This is a genomic window from uncultured Microbulbifer sp., assembly GCF_913055755.1.
In the GTDB taxonomy this organism is placed as follows: Bacteria; Pseudomonadota; Gammaproteobacteria; order Pseudomonadales; family Cellvibrionaceae; genus Microbulbifer.
Genome location: NZ_CAJXKH010000073.1, coordinates 1 through 20,265, shown reverse-complemented (window position 1 = coordinate 20,265; position 20,265 = coordinate 1). Strand labels below are relative to the sequence as shown.

Genomic DNA, 20,265 nt, shown 5'->3' with positions numbered 1-20,265 from the left:
AACCCAGTCGGTACACTCGAGCATTTTCGAACAGAAATATTAGCCGCTCTGGATTTTGCTATTACCGGCATTTAACGCCGCGTTCAGGGGCGGCTGACTTTGTGCGCTTGATTGCGCGAAAATGGGAGCGCAGCGACCGCGCAATAAAGTGCGCAAAGTTAGCCGTCCCCTGCAACGCCTGGTTATGGCTGGCCGCACTGCGGACCCGCCTACCGGCACGCTGCCAGCCACGGCTTGGCTGGCCACTGCCCATTTAAAACGAGGAAAGAATACCGTACTTTCCCCAACCTGTTTTTATCATATTGGCACTCCACGATACTGCAGCGGAATTGCCCCATTCTACCGAACCCAAGCGAACACACTAGGAACGAAACTACTTGAATGCGCCCGAGCAAAAAGCCAAATGCTGGATGCCAAAACTGTGCGCGAAACTTGCAGCCGCACAAATATTAATTTTTACCGACCGGCACCATAACGCCGCCAGCAGGGGCAGCTTACCTTGTGCGCGTTTTGCGCGATTATGGGAGCGCAGCGACCCGCGCAAAAGGTGCACAAGGTAAGCTGTCCCGCGGAGGCGCGCAGCGCCGGAGCGTACTGCCTGGCCTGGTTATGTGTTGACACTACGCGCACCAACTATTGCGAACCAAAAGAGCGCTACACCCGCTAACACAACACCCAACGCAGTTTGATTAGGCTCTAAACTACGGACATAAATTAACGGTGTAATTGCCATTATCATTGACACAAGCATATACAAAACATGGCTACTTCTTCTGAAAGATACCAATCTTCGACGCCAAGCATTCAAAAGCAAGGTGCCCACTGGGATGTAGACGATCATTCCTGCTTCAAATATTCCCATTATTCTCTATGACACATAACGCCCAGCGCAGGCGCAGCCAGCGCGGAGCACCTTTTGTGTTAATGTTTGAGCGACAGCGAGTAACACAAAAGGTGCGTAGCGTTGGCTGTCGCTCTGCCGCTGATTGTTATGTGCTGCTGGCACTGAGTTCCTTTGCTTTGGCGACCACCCAGGGACTGACATTTTTACTTTGTGCAGCTAATTTCAAGGCAAGCATCTCACACCCCTCTCTAAAAATTCTCCGGGATTGAGACACTCTGGTTTTTGCACCACTCTCTTCCCAGCCCTCAATTTTCATAAAAGCATCAATCAAATCGAGATCAACTTTGCGCAAATCCGAAAATGCTTCGAAATATTTTACAAAGCAGGTAACTCCTATAGATTGCAAACTCCGTTTAATTTGCTCTTCATTCATTGCACGTTTTCTCTCTACTCACATAACGCCGCGCTCAGCCGCGGACAATTTTGGGCGCTTTATGCGCGATAATGGGAGCGCAGCGACCGCGCATAAAGTGCGCAAAGTTGGCCGTCGGCTGCAGCGCCTTGTTAAATTTTGGACTATCTGGATATCCAAAACTCTATGAGAGCCTTAGTCTTTTTCTCTGGACCTAATGAGCCTGGCTTGTATATCCATTTATTTACCGCATCTAACGCGGCTTGATTAAAGCCATCTCTTGGGCTCGCATCAATAACTCTTGATGAGACAACTTTGCCTTCATCAGAAACCTCAATTTCAATCAAAACCCATCCTTCAACACCCCGATTAAGAAGATCTTTTGGATAGTATGGGTTTACTTTAATCAAGGGTTTGTGAGTAATCTGCTGATGTGGAGGATCAATAGGTGCCGGAACAATCGGATTCGATTTGCACCCGGCTAAACTCAACGCCAGTATGACAATAACTACGTATTTCATCGAAACTCCTAAAAATTTAACGCCCAGCGCAGGCGCAGCCAGCGCGGAGCGCATTTTGTGTTAATGTTTGAGCGCCAGCGAGTAACACAAAAGGTGCGTAGCGTTGGCTGTCGCTCTGCCGCTGTTTGTTATGCATTGCTACGTTAGTACTCGAAGTCCACATTAAATGAACCGGAACTATCCAACCGAAAGTGGCACAATTTATAGAGTCCTCTTCCCTCTCTACTTACGACCTTAGCAAGATTGAAAAAATAGTCGGGAATCATTTTTGTTTTAACGCGGCTTTCCTCGCTGCCATCTGGGCGAAAATATACAATTTCAAGATTTATAGAATTTTCATAGCGAACAGCCTCAATTTCAATGGAAGTCCATTCTTCCCGAATTACTTCAGTAAGTTCGCTAGCGATAGCTTGATAATACTGTAGAGGGTCTTGAAACATACCTAGTTCTTAATTGATGCATAACAGTTTTATTCACAGGCGTGTGCATATATACACATGTCTAGATATGCACACACAAATCCAGATCTGGACACATATTCCTATATAGCCACATCCAAGCCCCCAAGTCATCCGCCTGGCATCAAGTTCTCATTACACCCGATTACAGCCTCGCCACTTATGCCAGTTCGTTCAACGCACAATCAGGCTCGATTGTGCTCGTTCGCCGGTGCCCGCTGTGTCCCACTGTGAATAGGGGATATTGTGGGTGCTCAGGATGAATGCCCTATTCACACACCATCTAATACGCACTGGCGTCAATTCGCTCCCGCAGGACTTCTGCCGCCAGGGCAAAGGAATGCAACCGCGCGGGGTGATCGTAAATAGCCCCGGTGACGATCAGCTCCTCCACCCGGGTGCGCTCGAGGAAGCGGTCGATCCACGGTGCGATGGTTTCCTTTGTACCCACCGCGCTCTCCGCCAGTGCCTGTGCCACCTGCCTGCGCTCGGCGGGTGGCGCAATGGATTCCGGGTCGTCTACCGGCGGTTGGATTTTGCCCGGGGTACCCCGGCGCAGGGCGACAAACTGCTGCTCGATGGAGGTCATCAGTTTGCGCGCTTCAGCATCGGTGTCTGCGGCAAATACATTGATTGCCGCTGCCGCATAGGGCGCATCGAGGGTTTGCGATGGGCGGAACTGGGTGCGGTAAAGGTGCAGCGCCTGATCCAGCATTGCCGGTGCAAAGTGGGAGGCGAAGGCGAATGGCAGGCCCATGGCCGCGGCCAGCTGGGCACTGTAGAGGCTGGAGCCCAGGAGCCAGATCGGTACCTGCAACCCCGCCCCCGGCACTGCGCGTACCCGCTGACCGGGCTTTTCCGGAGCGAAGTAGTGCAGTAATTCGCGCACGTCCTCCGGAAACTGATCCGCCGCGTGCAGCGGGTCTCTTCGCAGCGCGGTCATGGTTGCGCCGTCGGTACCCGGCGCGCGCCCCAGCCCCAGGTCCACCCGCTGGGGATACAGCGCCGCGAGGGTGCCGAACTGCTCCGCAATCACCAGTGGCGCGTGATTGGGCAGCATGACACCACCGGCGGCGACACGAATCTTGCGCGTACCGCCGGCGATATACCCCAGTGCCACCGCGGTGGCGGCGCTGGCCACCCCGGTCATATTGTGGTGTTCCGCCATCCAGTAGCGCTTGTAGCCGAGGTTTTCCGCATGCTGCGCCAGGTCCAGGGAATTCTTCAGCGCCTGGCGGGCGTCACTGCCCTCGGTGATGGGTGAGAGGTCCAGTAGTGAAAATGCGTGCACATCAACTCCTTAACACTTGCCGTTGGCCGCCCACAGCCGGCGCAACCGATATGACCAATCGTAGCGAATCTGTTCGCAGACCAATACACCCGAACCATTCCTGCGGCACACGCCGTAGAAGCGGCAGGCGACCAGTTCCTGTACCTCGCCAGATCTGTTAGCATCGCGCCCGCAAAACCTAAGGGGTGGCTTACGCCTGAGATGCTGTCGGGTCCGCGAGGATCCAGTGCGCAAACCCTTGAACCTGATCCGGTTAATACCGGCGTAGGAATAGGTACATACCCAAACATCCTCCTCGCGTCGCACACCGGGTCTCTTTCATCTTGTTCAACCTGAGAGAGAGCCATGAATCCACGAATCAGAATAAAACCACTTGCTTACGGAGTAGGCCTTGTCACGGCCGTAGCCAGCACCCTCTCGGTTGCCGACGCTGCCGAGTTTGAAGAAGTGGTCGTCACCAGCCAGCTGCGGGAAACCACCCAGCTGGATACCCCCACCAGCGTCAGTGTGCTGGGGGAGGATGCCATCGACGCCCGCGGCGCCACCAATCTGGAACAGCTGCTGAACCTGGCGCCCAACGTGAACTATGCCGCCGGTGCCTCCCGCGGTCGCTTTGTGCAGATCCGCGGAATCGGCGAGCGCAGCCAGTTTATCGACCCGGTGAACCCGTCCGTGGGCCTGATAGTGGATGGCATCGACTTCACCGGCCTCGGCCTTGCCGCCAGTACCCTGGATATGGATCAGGTGGAAATCCTGCGCGGCCCCCAGGGCACGGTGTACGGCGCCAATGCCCTCGCCGGCCTGATCACCATGACGTCCAACGCACCGACCTCCGAGCCCATGGGCAGGGTATCTGCCGAGGTCGCCGAATACGGTTCCCACACCCTGAGCGCGGTCACCAGCGGTCCCCTTGCCGACAGCCTGACCTACCGTGTGGCGGTACAGAACCAGCAGTCCGACGGCTATGTGCAAAACCGCTACCTGGACCGGGATGACACCAACAATATCGACGAGTCCGTGGTGCGCGGCAAGCTGCGCTACCAGGCGCGGGAGGACCTGCAACTGGACCTGACCCTGCTGTACCTGGATGCGGACAACGGCTACGACGCCTTCACCCTGGACAACTCCCGCAACACCCTGTCCGACCAGCCGGGCCGGGATGCCCAGGAAACCTACGCCGGCGCCCTCAGCGCGCTGTGGAGCGGCAGCGACCTATTCAGCGTCAAATCGGTACTGAGTGCCGCCAATTCCGATATCGCATACGGCTACGACGAAGACTGGACCCATGTGGGCTTCCATCCCTGGGAGTACAGCTCCACCGACAACTACCTGCGGGACAAGGACAACCTGAGTGCGGATGTCCGCTTTATCTCCACCGAGCAATCCCGCCTGTTTGACGGTCGCGCCGGCTGGGTGGCCGGGGTTTACCTGCGCACGGAAGACGAAGCACTGGCGCGCAACGGCAGTTTCCGCAGCCAGTTCGATACCGATAATGCCGCCGTATACGGCCAGCTGAGTACCGCGCTTGGGGCCCGCTTGGAGTTGATCACCGGCCTGCGCCTGGAGCAGCGCCGCGCCGATTACGCGGACTCCCTCGCCGTCGCCAGCGACACCCGGGAAGACCTGTGGGGCGGCAATATCACCCTGCAGTACACCGCCGCCGACAGCACCCTGCTGTACGCCACCCTGTCCCGCGGCTACAAGGCCGGCGGGGTCAATGGCCGCATCATCTCCGCCTCCGCCAGCAACCCGCTGATCGATCGCAATGCCTTCCAGTTCGACACCGAGCACATGCTCAATTACGAACTGGGGATAAAGGGAAGCTGGCTGGACAATCGCCTGCAGGCACAGCTCGCGGCCTTCTATCAGGACCGCAGTGATGTGCAGGCCAAGCAGTCGATCTTCGACCCCAGCGACTTCTCCTTCGACGACTACCTGACCAATGCCGCCGGTGGCCGCACTGTGGGTGTGGAAGCGGAAGTGAATTACCAGGCCAGCGACGCCCTGCGCCTGTTTGCCGCGGCCGGCTGGCTGAACGCGGAGTTCGAGGACTTCACCAGCAGCTCCCATGTGGATGCCCGTGACGACAATACCGGCGAGGTATTTGCCCCGGTAGATATGAATGGCAGGGAACTGGCCCACGCCCCCGGCTACCAGTTCTTTAGCGGCCTCGAATACGCATTCTCGGACAATCTGGCAGTGCGTCTGGAAATGGAAGGCAAAGACGCCTTTTACTTTTCCAACAGCCACAATGAAAAATCCACCGCCTACGAGCTGGTCAACGCGCGCCTGACCTATCGCCGCGATGACTGGGCGCTGTCGCTGTGGGGCCGCAACCTCACCGACGAGGTTTACTATACTCGCGGCTTCTACTTCAGTAACCAGTTCGGCAACAACCCCGCCAATGGTTACGCGCCGGAAGCCTACTACCAGCTGGGAGAGCCGCGCATTGCGGGCATCTCCGGCAGCTACACCTTTTAAAAGCCTGGGGAGTCAATACCAGTGAAATTATCCGTAGAAATCAGCCTGTACCCGTTACACGACGAGTACATTCCGGCGATCAAGGACTTTATTGACCGCCTGCACCACAATCCGGATCTGCGGGTAATTTCCAACACCATGAGCACGCAGGTATTCGGCGATTACGACCCCGTGATGGACACACTGAAAGCCGAAATGCGCGCGTCCTACGAGCAGTTCGGCCGGCTCATTTTTGTGTGCAAATTTATCGACGGCGACCTGAGTCCGGAAGCCTTCCATGTTTAGCGCTGAAATACGCGAGGCCATCGCCAGCTCGGTGGCCGCCATGTCCCTGTGGGAAGTGGCGGCGGTAGTTCTGGCGCTGGCTTACCTGCTGCTGGCGATGCGGGAAAATATCCTGTGCTGGTACGCCGCCTTTGCCAGTACCGCGATCTACCTGGTGCTGTTCTGGGACGTGAGCCTGCTGATGGAGTCGGCACTGCAGATTTTCTACCTGCTGATTGCAGTCTATGGCTGGTGGCAATGGCGCAATCAGTCCACACAAAATGACTCTGCGCAGATTCACCGCTGGCCCGTACAAATACACCTGGCCGCATTTGCCGCGGTGGGCGCCCTGACCCTGGTTTTCGGGTTTGTACTGGACAATTACACCAACGCCGCGCTGCCCTACCTGGATTCCTTCACCACCTGGGGGGCGGTGGTGACCACCTATATGGTCACCCGCAAGGTACTGGAAAACTGGCTGTACTGGATCGCAATCGACGGCGCCGCGATCTATCTGTATATCGATCGCGAGCTGTACCTCACCGCACTGCTGTTCGTGCTGTATGTGATCCTGGTGGTTATCGGCTTTTTCCAGTGGTTCCGCCTGTATCAACAGCAGAACCCTGCCGGCGGACAGGCCCCCGCCACCGCATGACCTCGTCCGAATATCCGGAAGATATAGTGCCTGCAGACTGGGCGCACTGGAGCAACCGTGCGCCAGTTGTGATCAGGCCGCTCACCAGCGGCTTAACCAACCGCAGTTACCTGATATCCGCGGACGATACGCCTCTGGTACTGCGCAAAAACTCCCCCATCAGCGCAGCGCTGGACCTGGACCGCGCCGCGGAAGCCCGGGCCCTGCAGCTGGCCGACAGCGCGGGGCTCGCCGCCCCGCTGGTGCATTGCGATCCGCAGCACCGCTACTTGGTTACCCGCTATATCCACGGCACAGCGCCGGAACTCGATGCCGCCGGCGCCCTAACCGCACTGGCGGAACTGCTGCGCAGGATCCACCAGCTCCCGACCATCGCCGCGGAGCTCGATATCGCAAACAAGGTTGCCAGCTACTGGCGCGCAATCGGCGACGGCGAGGATTTCTTCCAGCCGTTACACGACCTGCACAAACAAGTGCAACCCCACATTGCCGCTGCGCAATGCCTGTCCCGCGGCAAAGTGCTGTGCCACAACGACCTGCTACAGAGCAACCTGATAGCCGCCGACGATGGCAAACTGTATGCGATCGACTGGGAATACGCGGCGAGCGGCGATCCGTTTTACGACCTGGCGGTGATTAGCGAGGGAAATGCATTCGGTGAGGAAAAAAGTCAGGCCCTGCTGTCGGCGTACCTGCAACGCGGTGTCAGTGAATCCGATCAGCGGCGGCTTTTCCACTGGCGGGTGATTTACCGCTATCTCGCCCTGCTCTGGTATGCGGTACAGGAAACCAACCGCAACAGCAGTACAGCACCGGGTCGCCATGAGGAAATCGTCAAAGAAATCGCCGGGCTGCGCAAATTCTGCTGATATCCGCTAGCGGCTAACAGCCTACCGGCCAACCGATACGCGTTTGGCAGTCAGGCGTCTGCGCGGCAGGCCTCGGCAAATATGTGGCTGTAATCCTCCGCGGAAAAAGCTATCGGATTGCTGCCCGCGGCGGGGTCCGCCGCCGCCATCTTCCCGACCTGTTCTGCCCTGTCCGCACCGATACCGATTTCCTCCAGGGTGTGGGGAATTTTCAGGTCACTGCGCAGCCGCAAAACCCAGTCCAGCACACCATTGCATCCGCGCTGCGGCAGGTCGAGATAACGGGACAGGCGGTCCATGGGTTCGCCGATGGCCTCCGCATTGGCTTTCAGCACGTAGGGCATCAGGATCGCATTCAACAGCCCGTGGTGCGCGTCGTACAGGGCCCCCAGCGGGTGGGCCAGTGCGTGCATCGCACCGAGGCCGCGCTGGAATGCGGTAGCCCCCATGCTGGAGGCCACCAGCATCTGCATGCGCGCCGCCAGGTCGCCGCCGTCCGCCACCGCGCGCGGCAGATAGACACTGATCAGGCGCATGGCTTCGAGCGCGATGCCTTCCGCCATGGGATGGAAATTCGGCGCGCACCAGGCCTCCAGATTGTGGGAGAGCGCATCCATCCCGGTGGCAGCGGTGATATTCGCCGGCAGGCCGATGGTAAGCTCCGGATCCAGAATCACCTGCGCCGGCAGCATTTTCGGGTGAAAGATAATACGTTTGATCTTTGCGTATTCATCGGTAATCACCGACGAGCGCCCCACTTCCGAGCCGGTGCCGGCGGTGGTGGGCACCGCGATCACCGGCGCCATGGCATCCTCGTTTACCCGCAGGTAATTGTCGCCCTCGTCTTCAAAATCCCACAGCGGGCGGGTCTGCCCGGCCATCAGCGCAATGGCCTTGGCCGCATCCAGTGCCGAGCCTCCACCCACCGCGAGCACTCCGTCGTGTTCGCCGCTGCGAAATACCGTCAGGCCTTCGGTCACGTTTTCGCCGCTGGGGTTGCCCTTGATATTGGCAAACATCTGTACCCGCAGGCCGTTTTCCTCGCAGTGATTGAGGATATTGCTGATCATCGGCAAAGATGCCAGCCCGGGATCGGTCACCAGCAGCGGCGCGCGGATGCCGTATTCGAAACACAGCGACGGCAGCTCCCGCACCCTGCCCGCACCGGCGCGTATGGCGGTGGGGTAATTCCAGTTGGCGGACAGGCGGATATCGCTCATGGCAGTTTTGATCCCTGTTAAATACGGGTTTTCAGATGGAAGGATTTCGGGCGCGTGAGATGCTCGAAACCCACCCGCGACAGAGTGCAGCCGCGGCCGGAATTCTTCACCCCGGTCCACGCCAGCGCCGGGTCGAGATAATCGCAGCGGTTCATAAACACGGTGCCGGTCTGCAACTGGTCCCCCAGTGCAAGCGCCGCGTCCTCGTCCGCGGAATAGATCGCGGCGGTAAGCCCGTATTCGCTGTCGTTCATCAGCGCCAGCGCCTGCTCGTCACCGGCCACCGACATGACACCGACAACCGGGCCGAAAGATTCCTCGTTCATCACGCGCATGTTGTGGTTCACGTTGGTCAGCAACTGCGGCGCCATATAGGCGCTGCCGCGCTCGTCCCACTCGAAGGCGCCGCCATCGATATGTGCACGCGCCCCCTGCGCCAGCGCCTCGTCGATCTGATCGCGCACAAAATCTGCAGCAGACGCGCGCACCAGCGGGCCGAGGGTAGTCGCCGGATCATTGGAAGGAGCGAGCTTGTACTGGCGAATCAGCGCCGCCGCACCGGCGACAAATTCGTCGAACCTGGACTCGTGCACATACACCCGTTCGATCCCGCAACAGGACTGGCCGGAATTGAAAAAGGCACCGTCGACGATGGACGCTACCGCGTGATCGAGATCCGCATCCGCACGCACATAGGCCGGGTCTTTGCCGCCGAGTTCCAGCCCCAGGGAGAGAAAACGTCCCGCCGCGGCCGCCTCCATCGCAGCGCCGCCGGCAACCGAGCCCGTAAATGCCAGGTGCTGCACCTCGCTGTTAATAACCAGCTGCTCCGCGTCCCGGTGCGCAAGATGCAAATACTGGAACACGCCCTCCGGCAAGCCCGCATCGGTAAATGCCTCCACCATGCGCTCGGCACACAGCGGTGTCTGCGCGGAGTGTTTCAGCAACACACTGTTGCCCGCCAGCAACGCCGGTACCACCGCATTTACCGCGGTGAGGTAGGGATAATTCCAGGGAGCGATAACCAGCACCACCCCCAGCGGGGCCCGGCGGATAAAGCGGGTAAAGCCGGGCTTGTCCGGCAGGCGGATATCCACCAGTGCCGATTCCGCAATCTCCGCCATCCCCAGGGCACGCTCGGCAAACCCGTCCACCTCGCCGCCTGCAAAAGCAATGGGCCTGCCCATCTGCCAGCAGATTTCCTCCGCCAGTTGCGGCTTTTTGCGGCCCAGAATTTCCACCGCACCGCGCACCAGCGCCACCTTTTCCGCGAGCGGTACCCGCGCCCAGCTCAACTGCGCGCGCTGCGCCCTGCCGAGCGCATTCTGGATTTCATATTCGGAGGCGAGTCCGCGCTCCACATACACCGAATTATCAATGGGGGAAATGCACTGCAGTTTTTCCATGATGCCCTGCACGGTCTCCGCTCTAAATAATTTCGAAATAGCGCTGCAGTTCCCAGTCGCTGATATGCCGACGGAATTCCCGCTCCTCCCATTCGCGGCTGGCGGCGTAGTGCTCGACGAAGGCATCGCCGAACAGGTCGCGGGCCGCGCGGGAATTCTTCAGGCGCTGCGCCGCGTCCCACAGGGTGCGCGGCAACGCCAGCTCCGGCGGGTGTTCTGCGGCATAGGCATTGCCATCCACCGGCGCCCCGGGCTGCCACTGGTTCTCGATGCCATACAATCCCGACCCCAGCGCCACAGCGAGCGCGAGGTAGGGATTGGCATCCGCGGCGCCGAGGCGGTATTCCTGGCGCTGGGACTTGTCGCTGCCGGGGATCACCCGCAGTGCCGCGGTGCGGTTTTCCACTCCCCAGGTGGCATCGGTGGGTGCCCAGAAACCGGGGATCAACCGCCGGTAACTGTTCACCGTAGGTGCCATCATGCTGAGCATCTCCGGCATCAACCGCTGCTGCCCGGCGAGAAACTGGCGTTGGGTCTGGCTCATCGAGTGGGGTTCGCCATCGGCAAAGAACGCCGAGTGTTTGCCGTCCCGGTGCCGCAGGGACAGATGAATATGGCCGCTCTGCCCCGGATAGTCGTTGGACCACTTGGCCATAAAGGTCGCCATCAGCCCGCGCCGCTGGACCAGTACCTTGATAAAGGTCTTGAACAGCGCCGCCTTGTCCGCCGCCGCCTCCGCGTTGTCCACGGTGATCGCCGCCTCCAGCACACCGGGACCGGTTTCCGTATGCAGGCCCTCGATGGGGAAATCCATTTTCTGTGCCAACTCGAGAATCTCGTGGTAGAGATCCGCGTGCACCGAGTTGCGGATCATCGAGTAGCCGAACCAGCCCGGGGTAAAAGGCTTCAGGTCCCGATAGCCTTTTTGCCGCGCACTGTCCGGCGTCTCGTCGAACAGAAAGAACTCGTATTCCAACGCTGCAAAGGGCGCGAAGCCGGCGCGCTCACAGCGCTCGATCACCCGCCGCAGCACCGCACGGGGGCACACCGCCTCCGCCGCCTCGGCAAATTCCGCCAGGAACAGCAACATACCATCCTCAAACGGCACCTCGCGACAGGTGTGCGGCAGGATCCGCACCGGCGCATCCGGATAGCCCGTATGCCAGCCGGTATAACGGGCGTTGTCGTAGAGCTGGTCCTGCACATCCCACCCCAGCACCACGTCACAAAAGGCAAAGCCGTGATCCAGGGCGGAAAAGAACTTCTCGCGGCTCATATACTTGCCGCGCATCACGCCATCGTTGTCAAACAGCCCCACCTTCACATGACTGAGCCCACGGGCGTCGACAATGCGCTTCGCATCCTCCACCGTCCTCACCTGCCGTGCACTCGGCGGCTGGGCCGGGGTTGTGCCTGTTGCAGTATTTGAAAGAGGGGGTGCCGAGGACGGCAGCTCGGTGGATTCGTCCATGCCTGGGTTCCTTTATTCTGCGGTCCGGTCGCCTGAAACCCCACAGGCTATGTTGGGACCATTCCGTGTAACTGAGCATAGTCAATCTGGAGAACGCCGTTATTTGGTCGCAAAAAGTTCGACTGGTAATTAAGAGCAAAACCTTTTCGCGAAGGTGTCGATACCGGGTGGAATCTTGTGAGACCTTCACCGCCATGGATGGCGGTGCAGAGCCCCCAGGGATGGGTTTACGGCGTGTCTCACAAGATTCCACCCGGTAGCGACACCGCCACGATCCTTCGTATCAAAGCGCCCCTGCTCACAAAACAACCAAACTCGCCGCTATGTTAGTGCTCGCTCAGGGTATATAATTCGCGCTCCAAAATTTTGATCACAGAGTAATCAGGACCAGCAATGAGCTTCGAAAAGGTTTCTGCAGGTAAAGACCTGCCCAACGATATCAACGTAATCATCGAGATCCCGGCCAATCACGATCCGATCAAATACGAAGTCGACAAGGACGCAGACGCGGTATTCGTAGACCGTTTCGTAGCCACCCCGATGTTCTACCCGGCCAACTACGGCTACGTACCCCACACCCTGTCCGAAGACGGCGACCCCCTGGACGTACTGGTTGTAGCGCCCTACCCGGTAATGGTTGGCTCCGTCATCCGCTCCCGCGTGATCGGCGTACTGAACATGACCGACGAATCCGGTGTAGACGCCAAACTGCTGGCAGTACCGCACACCAAGCTGACCAAGCTGTACGACCACGTCAACGAAATCGGCGACCTGCCGGAGCTGCTGATCAAGCAGATCGAACACTACTTCGAAAACTACAAAGCCCTGGAAGCGGGCAAGTGGGTGAAAGTGGACGGCTGGGCCGACGCCGAAGCCGCCCGCAAAGAAGTCATGGCTTCCCGCGAGCGTTACCTGAAAGAAGAAGGCTGATCCCCCCGACAGGGCGATCTCCCGACCTTTCCGAAGCCGGCCCTGTGCCGGCTTTTTTGTGCCCGGTAACAGCCCCTCGCCCGCTAGCAACCTTTCCAGCTGGGCGATCGCAGGTCAGGCGGTTATAGTCCGGGCTCGGACACAACAAGGTTGGGAAAATGGCAAATACCGTAACCGGACCCGACGGCAAGCCCCGCTGTGGCTGGTGCGCCGCGGCACCGGAATTCTTCGACTATCACGACCGGGAATGGGGATTCCCTGTCGATGACGACCGGCGCCTGTTTGAAAAGCTGTGCCTGGAGAGTTTCCAGTCGGGCCTGAGCTGGCGCACCATCCTCGCCAAGCGGGAAAACTTCCGCAAAGCCTTCAACAATTTTGACTTCAACAAGGTCGCGCGCTTTACCGAACAGGACGTACAACGCCTGCTCGGCGACGAGGGCATCGTTCGCCATCGCGGGAAAATCGAAGCGGTGATCAACAATGCGCAGCGCGCGAAAGAGCTGATACAAGCGGAGGGGTCCATCGCCGCCTACGTCTGGCGCTTTGAACCGGACCCCGCAGAGCAGGGGGCGCCCCAGAGTGCATCCACATCTGAAGTGTCCAGCGCGTTGTCCAAAGACCTGAAAAAGCGCGGCTGGAAATTCGTCGGCCCGACCACGGTGTATGCGTTCATGCAGGCCATGGGACTGATCAACGACCACCTGGAAGACTGCAAGTCGCGGCGCGAAGTGGAAAGCGCGCGCAAGGCATTCAGACGCCCCACCTGACCGGAGTCGGTTGTGCGCCCGGGGATCGCAGTTCTCAGTCGGGTATTTTGAAGGTGGCGGCGGTGGATTGCAGGTTCCAGTCGGGCACCGTTACCGGCGCGGGAGCAGTCTCCCGGCGCTCGCCGTCCTCCACCAGATTGCCTTCCGCGGGCTTCAGGCTGAGATGGCCGACCGCCACCTGTACCGGCTCCACCTTCGCCTTCTCGTGCTCCTTCAGCAGATCCCCTTCCATCGGCGCAAGGCTCAGTGACGAATTACTCGCCGCGGCGGGTGCCGCCGGCGCGGGAGACGTTGCCGATACAGCCGGCTCCGACCTGGGTGCAGGGGTCGGCTGCTCCGGCTGATTGTCACCTTCAGCGCGCACCACTGACTGCGCCCCCAGCTTGCTCAGGGTCGCCTGCAGCTGCCCCGCCTGAGCCTGGGTAAGTCCTTTTTTCAGGGCCAGTGGGCGGCCGCTGAAGAGTTTCTCTACGGTCTCGGGGCCGGCCTTGAACAGGCGGGCGAAATTCGCCTTGACGTCGGCAACCGTGTAGCCGGGCTGCAGGTCACCGCGGAAAATTACGCTGTATGTGGCTTCGGGCATGTCGATACCTCGATGGGTTGGCCGCTGTTTCCGGCTCGTTATTGTCTGGTTGTTGGCGCCATTCAAGCGGATTCAGTCACCGGAATCCAGTGTCTGGTCCATGGTATAGGCAGGTGCCGCGGCGGATTCACTGCCAACGGTGCGGGCTGGAACCCCGGCCACGGTGGCGTGTGCGGCAACGTCCCGCAGCACCAGGCTGCCCGCCGCCACCTTCACACCCTCGCCAATCCTGACCGGCCCCAGAATCTTGGCGCCGGCACCAATCATGACACCGCGGCCGATCTTGGGGTGGCGGTCGCCACCGCCACTGCCACTGCCGCCGAGGGTCACCGAGTGCAGCATGGAAACGTCGTCCTCGATCACACAGGTCTCCCCCACCACCAGGCCGGTGGCGTGGTCGATCATGATGCCGCTGCCGAATTGCGCGGCGGGGTGGATATCCACCGCGAACTGTTCCGATACCCGGCTCTGGAAATACAGTGCCAGGGTATGGCGCCCTTTCAGCCAAAGCCAGTGCGCGATACGGTGGGACTGCAGGGCGTGGAAGCCCTTGAAATACAGGAACGGGGTTATGTACTGGTCACAGGCGGGATCGCGGTCAAACCAGGCGCAGATATCCGCCTGCATGGCACGGGAAATACTCGCGTCGTCCTCCATGGCCTCGGCGATGACTTCCTGCAGCGCCGTGGCCGTCAGTGCCGTGTGGTCGAGCACCGAGGCGAGCTGGTAGGCCAGCGCGCGATCGATGCTTTTGTGCCGCAGCACGGTATTGTGGAAATAACTGGCGAGCACCGGCTCCCCCGCCGCGGCGACACTCGCCTCGGCGCGCATGCAGGACCAGATGTTGCGTTCTTTCAGTTCACTGACGTTGATGGTAGTGCTTCCCTGTTGGCGGCTGTCGGTATCCGCTGGAGCAAATCCGCTTCGGATGTTACAGCCGCTGAATATTCTTCGGGTAGGCGTCTTCGGGTACGGCGACAAACCGCCGGTAGATGGCATCGATATTGCCGCACACCGTATCCGCCAGGGCCAGGTCACTCGCCCGCTGGCAGGCCTGCAACTGTGCCCGCAGGGAATCCGGCGTCAGCAGCTGCTGAAACTCCCAGGCCCGCGGTGCGTAGCTCAGGTGCCAGCGCTCCGGCGCCACGCCGCCGCGATCCTCCGCGTAGGGGCGAAACAGTCCGTAACTGTTGCCACTGGCAATGCGCTCGTCCAGCCAGCAGTGGAAGGCGCCGAAAACGCCGTTGTCTGCCACCTCTTCCGGGGTGAGCTGCACCCGGTAATCTTCCGGCACCGCCGCCGCGTCGATCACGTCGAAATCGGTCCCCCAGTGGTGGCGGGAACCGCCGGGCAGCGCAGACCAGCGCAATATAGCGAATACCGTTTCCTCTGGCGATAACTGCGCCACGTCGAGGGGCTCGCCGGCACTGTCGAGTACTGGCCGCTCGCCGCAGGCCTTGCGGTTCCAGATGGCCCGCTGGCGCTCGAAATCCCGGAACCCGGACACTACTTTCGGGTCGAATCCTGCACCCCGCGCATCCCGGCGCAGCTGGTCGAATGCGGTCAGTGCCTCCGGGTGCAACAACTGCCCGGATACCGGTTCCAGAATCACATGGGCGTCACTCAGCCCGAACAGCATATTCTGGATCAGCGGGTGAATCATCGCGGGCGCCTCTCTGGTTCCCTGTGACCGTGGACATACTGACGCAGCAAATTAACCCGGCTTTGCGGCGACATGCGCGAAGTACACGCCGGTCCGCGTCGCGACCACAGTCCAAATAGTCAAAATCGGCAAAGACCACAAAAGCCGACTAGGCTATTGCAGCAGATGTGACAATTTAGCATTTCAGTGGCCACAGAAAAATGTGCACTTTCGCTTTTTTTCTGCGGCAGTCAGTGCGGTTTGGCGCTGTGGAATTTTATGCTATTTTGCACGACTGTTTCGCTCTACCAGGAACGGCGGGGTGAACAGACCGCGCACAAGTCGGTACGATTGCATCAGAGCAAGACGCGGACCGGTGTACCACTTGAGACCACGAAATCGTTCAGGGAATGAATGCCATGCACCCGAGTCAGTCAGAGTTACTGCAACTGAAAAATCTGGGGCTCGCCTCCGTCAATATTCTCCATTCCATTGGTATCCGCACACTGGATGATCTGCGCCGGGTGGGCCCGGTGGAAGCCTTCATCAATATACGCGGCCGCGGCATCAACGCTTCCAGAGTCATGCTGTACGCGCTGCAGGGTGCGCTGCTCGATGTGCACTGGAACGACCTCGATCCCGTCCTCAAGGCCAACCTGGTCGACGAAGCGGAGCGCCAGCTGGCCCGCAAAGACAGCGCTTGAAATTTCGCCAAAACCTCTCTGCTTCACGCCCGCCGCTTTCCGCAACCGGCGGGTCAAAATTCCCTTCCACAATACGCTTGCAAAGCGCTGTGAGCGACCCTATTTAGTCTGGACTGTATAACTACCTTCAGGAGAAGGCTGATGTTGCGTATTGGGCTGTTTTTGCTGACCAACCTGGCTGTGATGTTGCTGGTCGGCGTTATCTTCAACCTGTTCGGCATCCAGGGCATTCTCGACGCCAACGGTGTCAACCTGAACCTGCCCGGGCTACTGACCTTCTGTGCGGTCTTCGGTATCGGTGGCGCACTGATCTCGCTGCTGATGTCCAAGACCATCGCGCGCATGAGCACCCGCACCCAGGTCATCGAGCAGCCCCAGACCGCGGACGAGCGTTGGCTGGTGGAAACCGTGCGCGAGCTGTCGCAGAAAGCGGGCATCGGCATGCCGGACGTGGGTATCTTCCCCATGCCCCAGGCCAACGCCTTCGCCACCGGCTGGAATCGCAACAGCGCGCTGGTGGCGGTGAGCGCGGGCCTGCTGGAACGCTTTAACCGGGACGAGGCGCGGGCGGTCATCGGCCACGAGATCGGCCACGTCGCCAACGGCGACATGATCACCCTGGCGCTGATTCAGGGGGTGGTGAACACCTTCGTGATGTTCTTTGCGCGCCTTGTCGGCTTCTTCGTCGACCGGGTACTGCTGCGCAATGAACAGGGGCTGGGCATCGGTTACTACGTCACCTCGATCATCATGGATATGGTGTTCGGCGTGATCGCGATGATGATCGTGGCCTGGTTCAGCCGCCGCCGCGAATACCGCGCGGATGCCGCCGGCGCCCATCTCGCCAGCCGCGAGAGCATGATTGCGGCACTCGCACGCATCAAATCGGAGTCCGAAGCCGGGCGCGAGCAGCCACTGCCATCCAACATGAAAGCCTTTGGCATCTATGGCAACAGCATGGCGGCGCTGATGGCGAGCCACCCGCCCCTTGAGGATCGCATTCTGGCGCTGCAGAATTCCATGCACTGACCAATTCCGAACCCGGATTGCCCGGTTACCCCGGGCAATCCAAACCGTCAACCACTCAAAAACCATGTTAAGTCAGAAGAACCTCCACAGAGTTTTTTCCAACGCCACCCGTACGACCGCATTGCTGTCACTGCTTACCGCACTGCTGCTTCCCCTGCAGGCCCTGGCCCAGCCCATTTTCGCTACCGACGACGAAACCAACACCATGCAGGTGTTCAATTTCGCCAGCCCGTCGGTGGTGTATGTGACCAATGAAACCGTGGTGCGCGATCGCTGGACCCTGCGCCTGCACACCGTGCCCAAGGGCGCCGGCAGCGGTTTTATCTGGGACGACCAGGGGCACGTGGTCACCAACTTCCACGTCATCGACGGTGCGCGCACCGTCACCATCACCCTGCAGGACCGCAGTGAATGGCCGGCGGAACTGGTGGGCACCGCACCGGAAAAGGATCTCGCGGTATTGAAAATCCACGCGCCCAGGGAACTGCTGAAACCGCTGGCGCCGGGGCGCTCTGCGGATCTCGCGGTGGGCCGCAAGGTGCTCGCCATCGGCAACCCGTTCGGCCTCGACACCACTCTCACCACCGGCGTGGTGAGCGCGCTCGGGCGCGAGATTGATGCCGCCAACAATCGCACCATCCGCAACGTGATCCAGACCGATGCCGCCATCAACCCCGGCAACTCCGGTGGCCCACTGCTGGATTCCAGCGGCCGCCTGATCGGCGTCAATACGGCGATTTACAGCCCCAGCGGCGCCAGTGTCGGCATCGGCTTCGCGATTCCGGTGGACACGGTGAAGAAGATCGTGCCGGAGCTGATTGCCCACGGGCGACTGGTGCGGCCGATTCTCGGCATCGAATCGGCGCCGGACCAGTGGGCCAACCGCTACGATTTCGAAGGGGTTGCCATCCTCCGCACCGCGCCGGACCTGCCCGCAGCGCGGGCGGGACTGCGCGGGGTCTACCGCGCGCAAAATGGCGGCTGGCAGCTGGGGGACGTGATCATCGGCATCGACCGCCAGCCGATCCGGAACTACGACGACCTGATGAATGCGCTGGAAAATCACCGCCCCGGCGACCGCGTGCAGGTGAACTACCTGCGCGACGGCGAGCAACTGGAAACCCAGCTGATCCTGGCGGCACCCTGATTCCAGTAAGTGCATTCGGGTGCTGGTTTTTCACAAGCGAGGTTTTCGCTACACTGCCCCGCCAGAATGAATCGGCTGCCGGACGTACACCATGCAAAAACACTTTCTCTGCCGCTACGAAGACCTTGCCGAGGGCGACTCCCGGGGTTTCTCCCTCGGTGACAACAGCGCCGGCATGGACAATGTATTCGCGGTGAAAAAAGACGGCGAGGTGTTCGCCTACAAGAATGTCTGCCCCCATCGCGGCATCAATCTGGAGTGGCAGCCGAACCAGTTCCTGGATTCAGAAAAAGCACTGATCCAGTGCGCCTCCCACGGCGCGCTGTTTGAAATACAGACCGGCGAATGCATCGCCGGCCCCTGCGCCGGCGATGCTCTGACGCCGGTACCGGTGGAGTACGCACAGGACGGGCTCTACGTTATTCTCGCCGACTGAGTAGCGCTGGCGGACGGACAACCGTCAGCCGATAAACGGCACGGGTTCTGACAAGCGGATTTCACTGGCACTCAATTCCGCGCGGTAAGCCACCACCTCCACTCCCGCAGCCACCGCCTGTTCCAGCGCTGCGGCATACGCCGGATCGATCTCGTTCGCCGCCTCCACGGTGGCAATCTGCGAGTGCTGCACACAGTAAAGAAGTACCGCGCGTACACCGGCCTCCGCCAGCTTCTGCAGTTCCCGCAGGTGTTTGGCACCCCGCGCGCTCACCGCGTCGGGAAACAGGCCGCGCTCGCCTTCCGCGAGGGTGACGTTTTTCACCTCCACATAACAATCCCCCGGCTCACCGCTCAACAGAAAATCGATGCGGCTGTTTTCCTCGCCGTACTTCACCTCCCGGCGCAGCGATTCGTAGCCCTGCAGCTCCCGCACCACACCGGAAACAATCGCCTCTTCCACCAGCGCATTGGCACGCCCGGTATTCACCCCGGCCAGCGCCCCCTCCGGGGTCGTGGTGATCTCCAGGGTGTGGCGGTATTTACGTTTTGGATTGCCGGAATCCGAAAACCAGCAGGGGGTCTCCTCCGCCCAGCAGTTTTTCATGGACCCGGTGTTCGGGCAGTGAATGGTTATAATTTCACCATCCTCAAGAGCAATATCCGCAAGAAAACGCTTGTAGCGACGCAAAAGTAAACCGCGCGCCAAAGGAGGAACAAACTTCACGACAAACCCTAAGCCTTGACAGTTATGACAGGTTAAAAACAACAAAACTGATGAACAATTGAGCGCCAGATTACACCATCCGGGTCTCGATTTGCGGAAGGATTGTTCCCTTCGCGTCGGGGCGACAACATTTTGTGGCGCGCAGGTAAGAGATTTGATAGTTTCCTCGCTTTCCAATTGCCGGGCACCGGCACTGGAAGGAGTACAGCCTGCGGTCGCTTAGGCTTTGTGCAGCCTGCTAGGCTTGATTTTGGTTGTAGTGCCCTTATTAACAGGGGCCCGTATTACGAGAGAGGCAATGACTATGCCCAATACTGCTGCGAAATCCGAAACTCTGCACGGCTTCGAGCCCTATCAGGAACAGAAGGGCGAGGAGTACATGAATGAGAAGCAGCAGGAGCATTTCCGC

At 59.8% G+C, this 20,265-nt stretch carries 21 protein-coding genes and 1 riboswitch; of the genes, 10 read left to right on the top strand and 11 right to left on the bottom strand.

Going from position 1 to position 20,265, the window contains the following annotated elements:
• Window positions 1-989: 989 nt before the first annotated feature.
• From QZ511_RS12435 to QZ511_RS12420, 4 genes are all read right to left on the bottom strand, one after another.
• A complete protein-coding gene (locus tag QZ511_RS12435; protein WP_295802831.1) occupies window positions 990-1,277 on the bottom strand; it encodes a hypothetical protein in 288 nt (95 codons plus the stop codon).
• Between the two features lie 143 nt (window positions 1,278-1,420).
• Window positions 1,421-1,777 (bottom strand): energy transducer TonB, encoded by a 357-nt coding sequence (locus QZ511_RS12430; protein WP_295802830.1) that lies wholly within the window; start codon window positions 1,775-1,777, stop codon window positions 1,421-1,423.
• Window positions 1,778-1,920: 143 nt separating this feature from the next.
• Window positions 1,921-2,217 carry a hypothetical protein gene (locus QZ511_RS12425; protein WP_295802829.1) on the bottom strand — a complete coding sequence of 99 codons (297 nt, stop codon included), beginning with the start codon at window positions 2,215-2,217 and terminating at the stop codon, window positions 1,921-1,923.
• 301 nt (window positions 2,218-2,518) lie between these two features.
• The gene (locus QZ511_RS12420) at window positions 2,519-3,526 is read right to left on the bottom strand and encodes an LLM class flavin-dependent oxidoreductase (protein ID WP_295802828.1); all 1,008 of its coding nucleotides are present in this window, start codon (window positions 3,524-3,526) and stop codon (window positions 2,519-2,521) included.
• Window positions 3,527-3,697: 171 nt separating this feature from the next.
• Window positions 3,698-3,814, top strand: a riboswitch (TPP riboswitch).
• Window positions 3,815-3,871: 57 nt separating this feature from the next.
• Between QZ511_RS12420 and QZ511_RS12415 the strand changes: the two genes are divergently transcribed.
• Genes QZ511_RS12415 through QZ511_RS12400 form a run of 4 tightly spaced genes read left to right on the top strand, consistent with a single transcriptional unit; the run spans window position 3,872 to window position 7,795 of the window.
• Window positions 3,872-6,007: a TonB-dependent receptor gene (locus QZ511_RS12415; protein WP_295802827.1), complete on the top strand. Its 2,136-nt coding sequence runs from the start codon at window positions 3,872-3,874 to the stop codon at window positions 6,005-6,007.
• 21 nt (window positions 6,008-6,028) lie between these two features.
• Window positions 6,029-6,292 (top strand): YkoF family thiamine/hydroxymethylpyrimidine-binding protein, encoded by a 264-nt coding sequence (locus QZ511_RS12410; protein WP_295802826.1) that lies wholly within the window; start codon window positions 6,029-6,031, stop codon window positions 6,290-6,292.
• A complete protein-coding gene (gene pnuC, locus QZ511_RS12405) occupies window positions 6,285-6,926 on the top strand; it encodes a nicotinamide riboside transporter PnuC (RefSeq protein ID WP_295802825.1) in 642 nt (213 codons plus the stop codon). The genes QZ511_RS12410 and pnuC overlap by 8 nt, the downstream gene beginning before the upstream one ends.
• A gap of 26 nt (window positions 6,927-6,952) precedes the next feature.
• Window positions 6,953-7,795: a choline/ethanolamine kinase family protein gene (locus QZ511_RS12400; RefSeq protein WP_295802824.1), complete on the top strand. Its 843-nt coding sequence runs from the start codon at window positions 6,953-6,955 to the stop codon at window positions 7,793-7,795.
• 50 nt (window positions 7,796-7,845) lie between these two features.
• Here QZ511_RS12400 and QZ511_RS12395 read toward each other — a convergent pair whose 3' ends face one another.
• From QZ511_RS12395 to QZ511_RS12385, 3 genes are read right to left on the bottom strand one after another with little or no spacing between them, the layout of a single operon-like run.
• A complete protein-coding gene (locus QZ511_RS12395) occupies window positions 7,846-9,015 on the bottom strand; it encodes an iron-containing alcohol dehydrogenase (RefSeq protein WP_295802823.1) in 1,170 nt (389 codons plus the stop codon).
• Window positions 9,016-9,032: 17 nt separating this feature from the next.
• Entirely contained in the window at window positions 9,033-10,421 is a 1,389-nt protein-coding gene (locus QZ511_RS12390; RefSeq protein WP_295802822.1) for an aldehyde dehydrogenase family protein, read from the bottom strand.
• Window positions 10,422-10,443: 22 nt separating this feature from the next.
• Window positions 10,444-11,790, bottom strand: coding sequence for a glutamine synthetase (locus QZ511_RS12385; protein ID WP_295802820.1), 1,347 nt, complete (start codon window positions 11,788-11,790; stop codon window positions 10,444-10,446).
• A 495-nt stretch (window positions 11,791-12,285) separates the two neighbouring features.
• Between QZ511_RS12385 and ppa the strand changes: the two genes are divergently transcribed.
• Both ppa and QZ511_RS12375 read left to right on the top strand, forming a co-directional pair.
• Complete coding sequence (gene ppa, locus QZ511_RS12380) at window positions 12,286-12,822, top strand: inorganic diphosphatase (protein WP_295802819.1); 537 nt, start codon at window positions 12,286-12,288, stop codon at window positions 12,820-12,822.
• Between the two features lie 158 nt (window positions 12,823-12,980).
• Window positions 12,981-13,589, top strand: coding sequence for a DNA-3-methyladenine glycosylase I (locus tag QZ511_RS12375; RefSeq protein WP_295802817.1), 609 nt, complete (start codon window positions 12,981-12,983; stop codon window positions 13,587-13,589).
• Window positions 13,590-13,623: 34 nt separating this feature from the next.
• Here the strand turns inward: QZ511_RS12375 and QZ511_RS12370 are convergent, their stop codons facing one another.
• The 3 genes from QZ511_RS12370 to QZ511_RS12360 form a co-directional block, all read right to left on the bottom strand.
• On the bottom strand, window positions 13,624-14,172 hold the full coding sequence (locus QZ511_RS12370) for a hypothetical protein (RefSeq protein ID WP_295802815.1): 549 nt from the start codon (window positions 14,170-14,172) through the stop codon (window positions 13,624-13,626).
• A 72-nt stretch (window positions 14,173-14,244) separates the two neighbouring features.
• The gene (gene cysE / locus QZ511_RS12365) at window positions 14,245-15,171 is read right to left on the bottom strand and encodes a serine O-acetyltransferase (RefSeq protein ID WP_366935656.1); all 927 of its coding nucleotides are present in this window, start codon (window positions 15,169-15,171) and stop codon (window positions 14,245-14,247) included.
• Window positions 15,104-15,835, bottom strand: a complete 732-nt coding sequence (locus QZ511_RS12360) for a M15 family metallopeptidase (protein ID WP_295802813.1) — start codon at window positions 15,833-15,835, stop codon at window positions 15,104-15,106. The genes cysE and QZ511_RS12360 overlap by 68 nt, the downstream gene beginning before the upstream one ends.
• Before the next feature lie 398 nt (window positions 15,836-16,233).
• On the opposite strand from QZ511_RS12360, the gene QZ511_RS12355 reads away from it, so the two are divergent.
• The 4 genes from QZ511_RS12355 (at window position 16,234) to QZ511_RS12340 (ending at window position 19,130) form a co-directional block, all read left to right on the top strand.
• Window positions 16,234-16,518, top strand: a complete 285-nt coding sequence (locus QZ511_RS12355) for a TfoX/Sxy family protein (protein WP_295802811.1) — start codon at window positions 16,234-16,236, stop codon at window positions 16,516-16,518.
• A 141-nt stretch (window positions 16,519-16,659) separates the two neighbouring features.
• Window positions 16,660-17,547: a protease HtpX gene (gene htpX / locus QZ511_RS12350; RefSeq protein WP_295802810.1), complete on the top strand. Its 888-nt coding sequence runs from the start codon at window positions 16,660-16,662 to the stop codon at window positions 17,545-17,547.
• 64 nt (window positions 17,548-17,611) lie between these two features.
• The gene (locus QZ511_RS12345) at window positions 17,612-18,694 is read left to right on the top strand and encodes a trypsin-like peptidase domain-containing protein (RefSeq protein ID WP_295802808.1); all 1,083 of its coding nucleotides are present in this window, start codon (window positions 17,612-17,614) and stop codon (window positions 18,692-18,694) included.
• Between the two features lie 91 nt (window positions 18,695-18,785).
• A complete protein-coding gene (locus QZ511_RS12340) occupies window positions 18,786-19,130 on the top strand; it encodes a Rieske (2Fe-2S) protein (RefSeq protein ID WP_295802806.1) in 345 nt (114 codons plus the stop codon).
• A gap of 24 nt (window positions 19,131-19,154) precedes the next feature.
• Here QZ511_RS12340 and sfsA read toward each other — a convergent pair whose 3' ends face one another.
• Window positions 19,155-19,856 carry a DNA/RNA nuclease SfsA gene (gene sfsA, locus QZ511_RS12335; protein WP_295802804.1) on the bottom strand — a complete coding sequence of 234 codons (702 nt, stop codon included), beginning with the start codon at window positions 19,854-19,856 and terminating at the stop codon, window positions 19,155-19,157.
• Between the last annotated feature and the right edge of the window lie 409 nt (window positions 19,857-20,265).